General features: G+C 53.3%; 12 protein-coding genes and 2 pseudogenes. 4 read left to right on the top strand and 10 right to left on the bottom strand.

Translation table 11 applies throughout. The features are described 5' to 3' along the window. Positions 1 to 274: pseudogene (locus QZ506_RS20025) on the top strand (ISNCY family transposase); the annotation flags it as partial. 17 nt (positions 275 to 291) lie between these two features. Here QZ506_RS20025 and QZ506_RS20020 read toward each other — a convergent pair. Then, entirely contained in the window at positions 292 to 531 is a 240-nt protein-coding gene (locus tag QZ506_RS20020) for a tail fiber assembly protein (RefSeq protein WP_291973418.1), read from the bottom strand. A gap of 190 nt (positions 532 to 721) precedes the next feature. On the opposite strand from QZ506_RS20020, the gene QZ506_RS20015 reads away from it, so the two are divergent. Then, on the top strand, positions 722 to 868 hold the full coding sequence (locus QZ506_RS20015) for a hypothetical protein (protein ID WP_291973416.1): 147 nt from the start codon (positions 722 to 724) through the stop codon (positions 866 to 868). Between the two features lie 44 nt (positions 869 to 912). Here the strand turns inward: QZ506_RS20015 and carB are convergent, their stop codons facing one another. The 8 genes from carB to ribF all read right to left on the bottom strand — a co-directional run bounded on the left by carB (position 913) and on the right by ribF (position 12,562). Then, positions 913 to 4,137 carry a carbamoyl-phosphate synthase large subunit gene (gene carB, locus QZ506_RS20010; protein WP_291973414.1) on the bottom strand — a complete coding sequence of 1,075 codons (3,225 nt, stop codon included), beginning with the start codon at positions 4,135 to 4,137 and terminating at the stop codon, positions 913 to 915. Positions 4,138 to 4,151: 14 nt separating this feature from the next. Then, positions 4,152 to 5,300 (bottom strand): glutamine-hydrolyzing carbamoyl-phosphate synthase small subunit, encoded by a 1,149-nt coding sequence (gene carA / locus QZ506_RS20005; RefSeq protein ID WP_291973412.1) that lies wholly within the window; start codon positions 5,298 to 5,300, stop codon positions 4,152 to 4,154. A gap of 445 nt (positions 5,301 to 5,745) precedes the next feature. Further along, a complete protein-coding gene (dapB, locus tag QZ506_RS20000) occupies positions 5,746 to 6,564 on the bottom strand; it encodes a 4-hydroxy-tetrahydrodipicolinate reductase (protein ID WP_291973410.1) in 819 nt (272 codons plus the stop codon). 286 nt (positions 6,565 to 6,850) lie between these two features. Next, complete coding sequence (gene ispH, locus QZ506_RS19995; RefSeq protein ID WP_291973408.1) at positions 6,851 to 7,801, bottom strand: 4-hydroxy-3-methylbut-2-enyl diphosphate reductase; 951 nt, start codon at positions 7,799 to 7,801, stop codon at positions 6,851 to 6,853. Further along, a complete protein-coding gene (fkpB, locus tag QZ506_RS19990) occupies positions 7,782 to 8,255 on the bottom strand; it encodes an FKBP-type peptidyl-prolyl cis-trans isomerase (RefSeq protein WP_291973406.1) in 474 nt (157 codons plus the stop codon). Before fkpB ends, ispH begins: the two co-directional genes overlap by 20 nt. Beyond that, complete coding sequence (lspA, locus tag QZ506_RS19985) at positions 8,252 to 8,764, bottom strand: signal peptidase II (protein WP_291973403.1); 513 nt, start codon at positions 8,762 to 8,764, stop codon at positions 8,252 to 8,254. The genes fkpB and lspA overlap by 4 nt, the downstream gene beginning before the upstream one ends. Then, complete coding sequence (gene ileS / locus QZ506_RS19980; RefSeq protein WP_291973401.1) at positions 8,764 to 11,577, bottom strand: isoleucine--tRNA ligase; 2,814 nt, start codon at positions 11,575 to 11,577, stop codon at positions 8,764 to 8,766. The genes lspA and ileS overlap by 1 nt, the downstream gene beginning before the upstream one ends. A gap of 43 nt (positions 11,578 to 11,620) precedes the next feature. Continuing rightward, complete coding sequence (gene ribF / locus QZ506_RS19975; protein ID WP_291973399.1) at positions 11,621 to 12,562, bottom strand: bifunctional riboflavin kinase/FAD synthetase; 942 nt, start codon at positions 12,560 to 12,562, stop codon at positions 11,621 to 11,623. Positions 12,563 to 12,952: 390 nt separating this feature from the next. Between ribF and rpsT the strand changes: the two genes are divergently transcribed. Both rpsT and QZ506_RS19965 read left to right on the top strand, forming a co-directional pair. After that, on the top strand, positions 12,953 to 13,213 hold the full coding sequence (gene rpsT, locus QZ506_RS19970) for a 30S ribosomal protein S20 (protein WP_222158249.1): 261 nt from the start codon (positions 12,953 to 12,955) through the stop codon (positions 13,211 to 13,213). Between the two features lie 231 nt (positions 13,214 to 13,444). Further along, positions 13,445 to 13,933: a hypothetical protein gene (locus QZ506_RS19965; protein ID WP_291973397.1), complete on the top strand. Its 489-nt coding sequence runs from the start codon at positions 13,445 to 13,447 to the stop codon at positions 13,931 to 13,933. Here QZ506_RS19965 and QZ506_RS19960 read toward each other — a convergent pair. Then, positions 13,930 to 14,055: pseudogene (locus QZ506_RS19960) on the bottom strand (IS5/IS1182 family transposase); the annotation flags it as partial. The gene QZ506_RS19965 and the pseudogene QZ506_RS19960 sit on opposite strands and share 4 nt — an antisense overlap.

Below are 14,055 nucleotides of genomic sequence, written 5' to 3'. Positions count from 1 at the left end.
GCACACCATCGCGGTACAGACACAAGATTATCAGGAGGATGTCATGACGATTGCAGAACAGCTACGGCAAGAAGGTGAGCAAAGGGGCATCCAGAAAGGTATACAACTTGGTGAGCAGAAAGGTCGCCAGGAAGGTCGCCAAGAAGGCGAGCATAGAGCATCGCTGAAAATTGCAAGGCAAATGCTCACCCGTCAAATTCCGCGCGACGCTGTAAAAGCGTACACCGGCCTGTCCGACGACGAGCTGGCAACCCTGTTCGACGAAGGACGCTAATTCCCCGTTTTTTCAGCTTATTGCGCTTCTGTCCACTCAATATCGGGCGCTGTGCTAACGTCGATACGGTTAAGCAGCACGCGGTATTTTTTCCACGCGATAAGCTGCGCCTTTTCTGCCTCAGTGGCCATATCGAGGTCTACCGCATCCTGTAGCGGTGCGATGGCGGCGGAGGCTTTTTGTATCAACGAGGCTTTTTTCCTTTCCGCCTCATCCATACGCTGTTGATGTGTGGAAGGAGGAATATCTACCCACACAGGCAGACCCGCTTCTCACACGGTGCACTCCTTGCCATCCGGCGGCGTGTTGCCCGCAAATTCCAGCCACACCGCATTACCGACTTTGATGGTATCTTCGGGGAAGCTACCTGCATTAGGCTTTGTTGAATAAATAGATATTATGCTGCGTAGCCATAAAGGCTGCGGATTCCCTTGACGTAAAATCAGTATGTTAAATCCAGAGCGTGGTGATGCATCCCTGAGCGATCAGCATTTTAATCCAAAACAGGCGTGTCATAACAGCATTATTCCCTATTATTCAACAAAGCCTCAAACACATTATAGATTTGAACAATCCTATTATATTTACCCATAAAAAAACCAGCGCATTCGCGCTGGCTTTTTCTTGGTTAGCGTAGGTTAACCTTTAATTTGCGCATGCATTTCCTGCACCGAGGTCACCTTCTCGGTCGGATCCGCATTGAGCGCCATCGCCGTGGCGAAGCCGCCGTTCATGGTCGTATCGTAGTGCACCTTGTATTGCAACGCGCTGCGGCGAATCAGTTTGGAATCTTCAATCGCCTGACGCCCTGCGGTCGTGTTGACGATATACGTGTACTCGCCGTTCTTGATACGGTCCTGAATGTGCGGACGCCCTTCATGCACCTTGTTCACCAGACGCGGATTAATACCCGCTTCACCTAGCTCAATGGCGGTGCCGTGAGTCGCGTCCAACTCAAAGCCGTGTTTTAACAGCTTGGCCGCCAAATCCACAACCCGTGCTTTATCGCCTTCACGAACCGAGAGCAAGGCACGTCCTGATTTCTTCATCGGTGAGTTGCTGCCCAGCATCGCCTTGGCGAACGCTTCGGAAAAGGTGCGACCCACACCCATTACTTCGCCGGTAGAGCGCATTTCTGGCCCTAAAATCGGGTCAACGCCGGGGAACTTGTTGAACGGCAGCACCACTTCCTTCACAGAGTAATACGGTGGGATAACTTCTTTGGTGACACCCTGCTCCGTCAGCGTCTTGCCTACCATCACGCGCGCGGCCACTTTCGCCAACGGTACACCGGTCGCCTTGGAGACAAATGGAACGGTGCGCGCTGCACGTGGGTTCACTTCAATCAGGTAGACTTCGTTGTTCTTCACAGCGAACTGCACGTTCATCAACCCACGCACGCTCAGTTCGAACGCCAGTTTTTCTACCTGCTGGCGCATCACATCCTGAATTTCTTTGCTCAGCGTATAAGCCGGCAATGAACAGGCAGAGTCACCGGAGTGCACGCCCGCTTGTTCGATGTGTTCCATTATGCCGCCAATCAGCACGCGCTCGCCGTCACAGATAGCGTCCACGTCCACTTCAATGGCATCATCGATGAAACGGTCCAGCAGCACCGGCGCATCGTTGGACACGCTGACCGCGCTCTGGAAGTAACGGCGCAAATCGACTTCGTCGTAAACGATTTCCATCGCACGGCCGCCCAGCACGTAGGAGGGACGAACCACCAGCGGATAACCGATGCCGCGCGCTTTTTCCACCGCTTGCTCGATGGAGGTGACGGTGGCATTTTCCGGCTGTTTCAGGCCCAGACGATTCACCACCTGTTGGAAACGCTCACGATCTTCTGCACGGTCAATAGCATCCGGGCTGGTGCCAATAACCTGCACACCCGCAGCTTCCAGCGCACGCGACAGTTTCAGCGGCGTTTGGCCACCATACTGCACGATAACGCCTTTCGGTTTCTCGATACGGACAATTTCCAGCACGTCTTCCAACGTGACGGGCTCGAAGTAGAGACGATCAGAGGTGTCATAATCGGTTGAAACCGTTTCCGGGTTACAGTTGACCATGATGGTTTCATAACCGTCTTCACGCAGCGCCAGCGCCGCATGCACACAGCAGTAGTCAAACTCGATGCCCTGTCCGATACGGTTCGGCCCGCCACCCAACACCACGATCTTGTCGCGATCCTGATTCGGATTAGCTTCGAACTCTTCATCGTAAGTGGAGTACATATATGCGGTATCGGTAGCGAACTCTGCCGCACAGGTATCGACACGTTTGTAGACCGGGTGCAGATCATATTTGTCGCGCAGTTTGCGAATTTCGTTTTCAGACACACCGGCCAGCTTCGCAAGACGCGCATCGGCAAAGCCTTTACGTTTCAGGGTGCGCAGGAAATCGGCCGTCAGTGCCGTTGCGCCCTTCCCAGCAACCTGCTCTTCGAGACGCACCAGCTCTTCAATCTGCACCAGGAACCAGCGATCGATGTTGGTCAGGTTAAACACGCCATCCACAGACATGCCAGCACGGAAAGCATCTGCCAGATACCAGATACGCTCAGCGCCCGCGTCTTTCAGTTCGCGGCGAATTTTGGTCAGCGCTTCCGGATCGTCCAGATCCACTTTCGGATCGAAGCCCGTTGCTCCGACTTCCAGACCACACAGCGCTTTTTGCAGCGACTCTTGCTGGGTACGGCCAATCGCCATCACTTCACCGACCGATTTCATTTGGGTGGTCAGGCGATCGTTGGCACCAGCAAATTTTTCGAAGTTAAAGCGCGGGATCTTGGTAACAACATAGTCAATGGAGGGCTCGAACGATGCCGGGGTACGACCACCGGTGATATCATTCATCAGCTCATCCAGCGTATAGCCCACGGCCAGCTTGGCGGCAATCTTGGCAATCGGGAAACCCGTCGCTTTGGAAGCCAGCGCGGAGGAGCGCGATACACGCGGGTTCATTTCGATAATGATCAGGCGACCGGTTTTCGGGTTAACCGCAAACTGCACGTTGGAACCGCCGGTTTCAACCCCGATTTCACGCAGTACCGCCCTGGAGGCGTTACGCATGATTTGGTATTCCTTGTCCGTCAGGGTTTGCGCTGGCGCAACGGTAATGGAGTCACCGGTGTGGATACCCATGGCATCCAGGTTTTCAATGGAACAGACAATGATGCAGTTGTCTTTTTTATCGCGCACCACTTCCATTTCATACTCTTTCCAACCGATGAGGGATTCATCAATCAGCAGCTCTTTGGTCGGTGACAGATCCAGACCGCGCGCGCAAATTTCTTCAAACTCTTCACGGTTATAAGCGATACCGCCACCGCTGCCGCCCATGGTAAAGGAGGGACGGATAATGCAGGGATAGCCCACATCGGCAGCCACGGCCAATGCTTCTTCCATTGTATGCGCGATGCCGGAACGCGCGGTTTCCAGGCCAATTTTCTTCATGGCGATATCGAAGCGGCGGCGATCTTCCGCTTTATCAATAGCATCGGCGGTCGCACCGATCATGGTGACGCCAAACTCCGCCAGCACGCCCTGCCGCTCAAGCTCGAGCGCACAGTTCAGCGCTGTCTGCCCGCCCATAGTCGGCAGCACCGCATCAGGACGCTCTTTTTCGATGATTTTACGCACCACTTCCCAGTGGATCGGCTCGATGTACGTCGCATCGGCCATTTCTGGGTCGGTCATGATGGTCGCCGGGTTGGAGTTCACCAGAATGACGCGATAACCCTCTTCACGTAACGCTTTACACGCCTGCGCACCAGAGTAATCGAATTCACAGGCCTGACCGATAACGATCGGGCCGGCACCAAGGATCAGGATGCTTTTAATATCAGTACGTTTTGCCATTTTTCTGCTCCCGATTATTTACCATTGGCACGATAAGAGTGAATCAGTTCGATAAAGTGATCGAACAAAGGGGCCGCGTCGTGCGGACCAGGGCTTGCTTCCGGGTGTCCCTGGAAACTGAATGCCGCTTTATCCGTGCGATGAATCCCTTGCAGGGAGCCGTCAAACAGAGATTTATGCGTCGGGCGCAGCGTTGCTGGCAGTGAGTTTTCATCCACCGCGAAACCGTGGTTCTGCGCGGTGATCATCACACAGTCGGCATCCAGATCTTTCACCGGGTGGTTACCACCGTGGTGACCAAATTTCATTTTGACCGTTTTAGCACCGCTTGCCAGCGCCAGCAGTTGGTGACCCAGGCAAATGCCAAATACCGGAATATCGCTCTCCAGGAAGGCTTTGATCGCCTTGATGGCGTAGTCACACGGCTCCGGGTCGCCAGGGCCGTTGGAGAGGAAAATCCCGTCCGGATTCAGTTTGAGCACTTCTTCAGCAGAGGTCTGGGCAGGCACAACCGTCAAACGGCAGCCACGATCGACCATCATACGCAGAATGCTGCGCTTCACTCCGTAGTCGTAAGCCACTACGTGGTACGGCAACTCACTTTCCGCTTTAGCAGCAGGCAGGTCGCCGGTCAACGTCCAGCTACCTTGCGTCCAGCCATAACGTTCCTGCGTCGTCACTTCTTTTGCCAAATCCATGCCTTTCAGGCCAGGGAACGCTTTGGCTTTTTCCAATGCCAGTGCCGCATCCGGCGCATCCCCGGCAATAATGCAGCCATTCTGCGTCCCTTTCTCACGCAGCAAGCGAGTCAGCTTACGCGTATCGATATCGGCGATGGCAACGATGTTATTGCGTTTCAGATAATCTGAGAGGCTCTCTTCATTACGGTAGTTGCTGGCAATCAGGGGCAGATCGCGGATAACTAGGCCTTGAGCATGAACAGAGGGGGACTCTTCGTCGCTGGCGTTAGTGCCGACATTACCAATATGGGGATAAGTGAGAGTGACAATCTGGCGGGAATAGGAAGGATCAGCGAGGATTTCTTGATAACCGGTCATCGACGTATTGAAGACCACTTCCCCCACTGCCGTTCCCTCTGCCCCGATGGCACGACCGTGGAATTGGGTTCCGTCTTCCAGAACCAATAGCGCTGACTTAATCAAAACACCCTCCAATGAATAAACAATCATTTTATCCGCATATTAATTCAGATTAGCCACTCCAAATCAATGCAAAAATTACCTTTTCGGTAAACTTTTGGCAAATTGCGCGCATTTTAATGATGGTCGTTCAAATTGTCCACTCTAACCGCTATTTTTCTTCATTTTTTATGGCTTACGGCGTCACCGACTTACCACAGCCACAAAAGCAGCCATCAAAAAGGCAAAGTAAAAGGTTGCCTGGTGACATTATTAGTCAGAAGGAAATATTTGACCAGTAGATGCCTGACAGGGCAATAGGTGGTTAAAAAAACGCCAACACAATCTTTATAAAGGAAAGAAAATAAAAACTTACATCGACCACGACATAATAAAATAACAAAATACATATACTTAAAAAGTATGCAAAATAAGTAATTAAATTCAATAAGTTAAACAAAATACAAAATCAAATATTATTGAGAGAAAGCACATCACTCATATCGAAAAGACCTGATTTATTACCCTTCAACCAAATTGCCGCACGAATAGCACCATTAGCGAAGGTCATACGGCTGGAAGCCTTATGGCTAATCTCAATGCGCTCACCAACATCCGCAAACATTGCAGTGTGCTCACCGACGATATCTCCGGCACGCAAGCTGGCAAAACCTATACTGTTTGGCACACGTTCACCGGTGTGGCCCTCACGCGCATAGACCGCGCAGGTTTTCAGGTCGCGACCTAACGCTCCTGCAATGGCTTCTCCCATGGCTAACGCCGTCCCCGACGGGGCGTCCACTTTATGGCGGTGGTGCGCTTCCAGGATCTCGATATCCGTGTAATCGCCCATCACGGTGGCCGCTTTCTCCAGCAATTTCAGCATTACGTTGACACCCACACTAAAGTTGGCGGCAAACACAATGCCAATCTCTTGTGCAGCCGCACTGATAGCCGCTTTGCCTGCATCATCAAAACCAGTGGTACCGATAATCATGCTCTTACCATGCTGGCGGCAGAATGCCAGATGCGCCAATGTGCCTTCCGGGCGCGTGAAATCGATGAAGACATCAAAATCATCACGTACCGCATCCAGCGAATCCTGCACAATAACGCCCAGCGTGCCCAGTTCGGCCAGTTCTCCGGCATCAACGCCAACCAACGATGAGCCCTCACACTCTAGCGCAGCACCGAGTACAGCACCCTCCATCTGCGAAACAGCCTGGAGCAGTTGACGCCCCATTCGACCACCGGCACCGGCAATCGCTACACGTATTGCATCCTTCATCGTCATCTCTCTTTTTCACTTGCGCCGTAAAAACGTTCTCAGGTTAGCGGGCCAACGCGATGGCTGCCAGCGGATTTCACGCAGGATTAGAAATTTCTGACAAAAAGGGGGAATAATCAGTAAAAGCTATCCGTCAGAAGGCATTCACTACACGCTGACAGATAAATATCCCCAAATATGTAACGCATAATCATGCAGTTTTTATGCATTCGAAAAAGGGGGATAATTCAGATAAAAAATAGCAGGGATAACACCCTGCTATTTTTTACTCTACCTCATGCCAGTATCAGTCGATCTGCTTTACTTCCACGCGCAGCTCTTTTGGTACTTCAAAGACAATGTTCTCTTCACGGCCTTCCAGCTCGAGCGCGACTTTACCCCCGAAGGATTTAAGGCGTTCAATCACCTGCTGAACCAGAATGTCCGGTGCAGACGCACCCGCCGTTACACCGATACACGCCACATCCGTGAGCCAGCGCTCCTGAATATCGTTCGCAGAATCGATAAGGTAAGCGGGAATGCCGGCACGCTGAGCCAGTTCTGCCAAGCGATTGGAGTTGGAAGAATTTTTCGACCCCACCACCAGCACCACGTTTGCGCGCTCCGCCAGATAACGCACCGCTTCCTGACGGTTCGTGGTGGCGTAGCAGATATCGTCTTTACGTGGGCCGATAATTTGTGGGAAACGCTCACGCAGTGCATCGATTACCGCGGAGGTGTCATCCACCGACAGCGTGGTTTGCGTCATAAAGCAGAGGTTACCCTCATCTTTAACCTGCAAATTCCACACATCTTCCGGTGACTCCACCAGATACATGCCGCCATCGTCGTTGCTGTACTGCCCCATGGTGCCTTCTACTTCAGGGTGCCCAGTATGGCCGATCAGGATAGCTTCTACCCCTTTACGGCTGGCGCGCGCCACCTCCATATGGACCTTGGTCACCAACGGGCAAGTGGCATCAAAGACGGTCAGATCGCGATTCTTTGCTTCCGCCCGTACAGCCTGAGACACGCCGTGTGCAGAAAAAATCAGGATTGCGCCATCAGGTACTTCGCCAATCTCTTCAATAAAGATCGCACCGCGATCGCGCAAGCCATCCACCACGTAGCGGTTATGCACGACTTCATGGCGCACATAAATCGGCGTGCCATAAATTTCCAGCGCACGCTCGACAATGCTGATTGCGCGATCGACGCCCGCGCAGAAACCACGCGGATTAGCCAGTAAGATTTGCACGCTCAACCTCCTGCGCGACAGGATCGATATCCATCACCTCAACATCAAAGCTTACGTGATGACCCGCCAGCGGATGATTGAAATCGACCGTAACCGATTCTTCCGCCACTTCACGAATCACGCCGGGTATATCATTTCCCGCCACGCCGCTGAACAGCATGATGGTGCCCACGTCCGGTACGCTGGTCTCGGCAAAATCGCGGCGCAGAAAGAACTGAATCAAATCCGGATTGGACGGCCCGAAGGCCGATTCCGGCGGCAACGTGAAACGGTGTTTATCTCCCCGACGCAAGCCGAGGAGTTGCTGTTCCAGTGCCGGAGACAGGCTCTCATCCCCCAAGCGAAACAGCGCGAGTTTACCCCGTTCGCGGGTCGATTCCACAACGCTGCCATCTTCCAGCGTCAGAACAAAATGCAGCAGTACGGCGCTGGTATTCTGTACGCTTTGCGTCATGCCTGCCCCTTCGGCTTCGCCGAGGCGTCGTGAGGTGCCAGAAAGCCTTCCAGCACTACCAGACCAGCACCGATACAGATAGCAGTGTCCGCCAGATTGAACGTTGCGAAGTGCCAGTCACCGACGTAGAAGTCAATGTAATCGACCACAAAGCCGTGCCAGGTTCTGTCGAACAGGTTCCCCAGCGCACCGCCGATAATCAGCGCATAGGCGATATTGCTCAGCTTCTGATCGGCGCTGTTACGGTACATCATCACCAACAGCGCCACCACGATCATGATGGCGATACCGGCAAAGAACCAGCGCTGCCAGCCGCCTTTATCTGCCAGGAAGCTAAACGCCGCACCGTAGTTACGGGCATAGTGCAGGTTTAACGAGGGGAACAGCGCCCAAGTTTCACCCAGTTCGAAATTCGCCAGCACCCAGTATTTGACGCCAAGATCCACCGCCAACACTACCAGCACCAGCAACAGCCAGCGCAACCCGCTTGAACAGATCGATTTATTCATCAGACAAATTTACGCTCTTCGCCATTACCGCCCACATTCGTGGCACAGCGTCCGCATACCTCTGGGTGTGCAGCATCCACACCGATATCGGACTCATAGTGCCAGCAACGCGGGCACTTGTGCCCATCCGCTTTGCTCAAGGCAATTTTCAGGCCAGAGAGTTCACTCGCCTGCGCATCCGCCGGAGCATCTTCATAGCGTTCAACCCGCGCCCTGGAGGTCAGCAGTGCAAAATGCAACTCCTGTTGCAGACGCCCCAGCTTCTCGGACAGCTCAGCATCAGCATACAGCGTTACCGCCGCTTCCAACGAACCACCAATACGCTTGTCGTTACGCGCTTGCTCAATCACCTTGTTCACTTCGGCCCGCACTTTCAGCATGTCGGCCCAGAACGCATCATTCAGGGTTTCCTCTTCCGCCAGCCCGAACAGGCCGTCATACCACTCTTCGGTAAACACGTACTGTGCGCGTTTACCCGGCAGGTAGCTCCAGACTTCATCGGCGGTGAAGGACATGATCGGTGCCATCCAGCGAACCAGCGCTTCCGCAATATGGAACAGCGCGGTCTGGCAACTGCGGCGCGCCACGCTGTCATGCTTGGCGGTGTATTGGCGATCCTTGATGATGTCCAGATAGAACGAGCCCATTTCGATGGAGCAGAACTGCATCAGGCGTTGCACCACACGGTGGAAATCGTAGCTTTCGTACGCTTCAACGATCTCTTGCTGTGCGGCTTGCGCGCAGCCTACCGCCCAACGATCCAGCACCACCATCTCTTCCGGCTTCACACTGTGCAAGGCCGGATCGAACCCGTTCAGGTTTGCCAGCAGGAAACGTGCGGTGTTACGGATGCGGCGATAAGCATCGGCAGAACGTTTGAGGATTTCATCGGACACCGCGATCTCGCCGGAATAGTCGGTGGAGCCGATCCACAGACGCAGAATATCCGCGCCCAGCTTGTCCATCACGTCCTTCGGCGCAATGGTATTGCCGATGGATTTGGACATTTTGCGGCCCTGACCATCGACGGTGAAGCCGTGAGTCAGCACCTGACGATACGGGGCTTTACCCTTGATCGCCGTAGAGATCATCAGCGAGGACATGAACCAGCCGCGATGCTGGTCAGAGCCTTCCAGATACATATCGGCTGCATGTCCTGCAAATTCCGGGCGCACATCCACCACTGAGGCGTGGGTCGATCCGGAATCGAACCACACATCCAGCGTGTCCGGCACTTTGACATAATTGGCAGCATCAGCCCCCAACAAATCGGCCGGATCGAGATCACACCATGCCTGAATGCCGTCCTGCTCAACTCGTTTAGCCACCGCTTCGATCAGCTCCGGCGTGCGAGGGTGCAACGCTTCGGTCTCTTTATGAACAAACAGAGACATCGGCACGCCCCAGGTACGCTGGCGCGAGATACACCAGTCTGGGCGGTTGGCAACCATGGACTCGATGCGCGCCTGACCCCAATCCGGGATCCACTGCACGCCTTTGATTTCAGACAGCGACTGCTGACGCAGCCCTTTTTGATCCATGCTGACAAACCACTGCTGCGTAGCACGGAAGATGATTGGCGACTTGTGACGCCAGCAGCACGGATAGCTGTGTTGCAGTTTTTCCACATGCAGCAACGCGCCACTTTCACGCAGCATGTCAACGATGAGGTCATTGGCTTTGAAGACGAACTTGCCGTCCAGATTCGGGTGCGTACCCGGCAGGTAACAGCCGTTCGGACCCACCGGATTGGCGATTTCGAGCTGGTATTTCTGGCTGATGACATAGTCATCCGGGCCGTGGCCGCCCGCGGTATGCACCGCACCGGTACCGGCATCCAGCGTGACGTGGTTGCCCAGAATCGCAGGCACATCGAAATTCAGGAACGGGTGATTGAAACGCAACAGTTCAAGATCGGAACCCTTGCAGTCGCCCAGCGCGGTCCAGCTTGTTACGCCCAGGCGCGCCATCACGCTTTCCACCAGATCGTCGGCCAGAATCAGCGCGTTGCCTTCGATTTGCACCAGTTGATAAGCAAACTCGGCATTCACGGCGATCGCGCGGTTCGCGGGCAGCGTCCACGGGGTAGTGGTCCAGATAACCAGTGCAATCGTGCCTGCAACAGCGGTGACACCGAATTTCTCCGCAACAGCTGCCGCATCAACAGCAGTAAAAGCCACATCAATAGACGGAGAGGTTTTATCGTAATACTCCACCTCAGCTTCTGCCAATGCAGAACCGCAATCGGCACACCAGTGCACCGGTTTAGCCCCTTTGTGCAGGTGCCCGTTGTCGATGATCTTGCAGAGAGCGCGGATGATATTCGCCTCGGTATTGAAATCCATGGTCAGATACGGGCGATCCCAATCGCCCAGCACGCCGAGGCGGATAAAGTCTTTCTTCTGCCCTTCAACCTGCTCCGCCGCATATTTGCGGCATGCCTGACGAAATTCTGCCGCGCTCACCTTCTCGCCCGGCTTGCCAATCAGTTGCTCGACTTTCAGTTCAATAGGCAGACCGTGGCAGTCCCATCCCGGTACGTACGGCGAGTCATAACCGGCCAGTCCTTTGGATTTGACAATAATATCTTTCAGAATCTTGTTAACTGAGTGACCTATGTGAATGTTGCCATTCGCATACGGAGGGCCGTCATGCAGAATGAAGGTTTTCTTGCCCTTTTTCGCCTGACGAATAATTCCGTACAAATCCTGTTCATACCAACGTTTCAGCATGTCAGGTTCACGCTTGGCCAGATCGCCACGCATCGGGAACCCTGTTTCCGGCAAATTCAGGGTAGTTTTGTAGTCACTCATTAGATTCTCGATTTAGTTTCGGCCATACCTTGGGGTATGAATATTACACCGGTGCTGCTAACCCGAAAAACGTCCGGGCCGTCACCACATCCTCGGCGATTTGCTGCGTCAATGCCTCTAGCGACGCAAACCGCTGCTCATTTCGTATTTTCTTACACAGCGCCACGTCTATATGACGCCCGTACAGATCCATGGCTACATCCAGCAGGTGCACTTCCAACTGCTGGCGTTTATCGCCGTCTACCGTTGGCCGGGTGCCGATATTGGCGACGCCGGGAAACGGCGTAGGGCCAAGGCCGTAGACTTCAACGGCATACACCCCACTAACCGGGGATACCTGGCGTTTCATCGGCAGATTCGCGGTCGGAAAACCCAACGTTCTGCCCAGCGCTTTACCATGCACCACGCGCCCGGAAATCGTGTAAGGGTGACCCAACAATTCTTGCGCCAGTGGCAGATCGTCATGCAGCAAGGCATCACGTACTGCGGTACTGCTTACGCGCCTACCGCCATTGCAGAACGTCGCCGTGCTGATAACGTCGAAACCATGGGCCTGCCCCGCCTCCTGTAATAACAGGAAATCACCGCTACGACCAGCCCCGAAGCGGAAGTCATCCCCCACAACGAGAAATTTCACACCCAGTTTTTCCACCAGAAGGTGGCGCACAAAGTCTTGCGCATCGTGTGCGGCGAACGCTGCATCAAACTTAACGCACAATAGTGCGTTAACGCCTGCGCGCGCCAGATAGTTCACCTTGTCCCGCAGCCGGGTAAGCCGCGCAGGCGCCTGATCGGCAGCAAACAATTCGAGCGGCTGTGGATCGAAAGTCATCACCATCACCGGCAAACCACGCGCCAGCCCCTCCTGCTTTAGTCGCTCAAGCAGCATTTGATGCCCACGGTGTACACCGTCAAAATTGCCGATGGTGAGCACACAACCATAATGGCGTGCCCGGAGATTGTGTATACCGCGGATTAGCTGCATGGCGACTCAGGAACAGTTTGGTTAACGATATGGAAATCGGCGGATTATACCTTGTACAGCGGTTAAGGTTAAGGCGCGATTCACGCCTTTTGTCACGCAATTGCTCGGTAGTGCCTACCGTTCTTGCCATGCATTGCCCCTACGGCGTTGCTTCGTATGAGCAAAAATTCATCTTTCTTATCAAAAGTTCGTCAGGTAAACGCGAATTTCTGTCGGGAAACGCTGTATTCCCGAGCGCGAAGCTGTTAAAATCCTACGCCATCACAACGTAACAAGCGTCGGCGTACAAACGGCGCTTATTTGCACAAATCCATTGACAAACGAAGGCTAAACGGGCACATTCCTCGTCCTTTGAATTGTCCTCGATAGAATATATTTGGGAGTTGGACCTTGGCTAATATCAAATCAGCTAAGAAACGCGCCGTACAGTCTGAGAAGCGTCGCAAGCACAACGCTAGCCGTCGTTCCATGATGCGTACTTTCATCAAGAAAGTATACGCCGCGATCGCTACTGGCGATAAAGAAGCTGCACAAAAAGCGTTTAACGACATGCAACCGATTGTGGATCGTCAGGCTAGCAAAGGTCTGATCCACAAGAACAAAGCATCTCGTCATAAATCCAACCTGGCTGCTCAGATCAACGCACTGTAATCATTGCTTGCGTAGACATTTGTCTTCCTCGTTGTGAGAAAAAACCGGCTCTGGCCGGTTTTTTTTTGTTTCTGCACGTTCAAAGCACATCCCGCATGTTTCCCATAGCGTTACCTCGCTCTTACCCTCTCCTTATGACGATTCAATCTGTAAGTCGCCTTTTTTATAGTCGAAATTAACCGCTACTTTATGCTGGCACGCATACAGCATCCAGAATTCATGAGGTTCTCTATGTTAGTGCCAATAACCAAAAAATCTTCCACCATCATATTGACAAACCAGGAGCCAAAAACTCAACAAGCGGCACCGATAACATCACAAAAGCACTCTGGGTTAAACGCCTTGAACGGGCTTGGCAACAGAGCACAAATCGCCAGCGTGCCGAGCGGCAAACCTGCCACAAACGGGGTGATACCGCAGCCAAAAAATAACGCGTTAGTACAGTTTATCAACCCCTTCACGCAGTGTATCAATGTGCGCGCGGTGGCTATGTTTAATCAGTCAAAACATGCCGCAACCGCGTCTCAAACCCCGGGTACGGGGCAACATGCTCGCGCGGCAAAACCAGCGCATGCACATTCGGCTCGACAAAAAATCATGGCTACCCTCGCACGTGAGGCAGAGCAGCAGATCAATAAAAGTCATTTACGGAAACCGGGCACGGGAAAACGATTGACCCGACAGGCCATCTCGGGACCGATTCTAGGCTGTGTCCCTTAATTGCATAACTTCTTGTAAAAGAGGCGGATGCAGCCCAGTTTAACCATCGACAGATAATTCCTCGCCGTTTTGTCATAACGTGTGGCAATACGGCGGTATTCTTTTAATCGGCCAAAACATCT

Origin of the sequence: Candidatus Symbiopectobacterium sp. (assembly GCF_020054415.1) — a bacterium.
Taxonomy (GTDB): Bacteria; Pseudomonadota; Gammaproteobacteria; order Enterobacterales; family Enterobacteriaceae; genus Symbiopectobacterium.
This window is presented reverse-complemented; position numbering and strand designations above follow the sequence as displayed.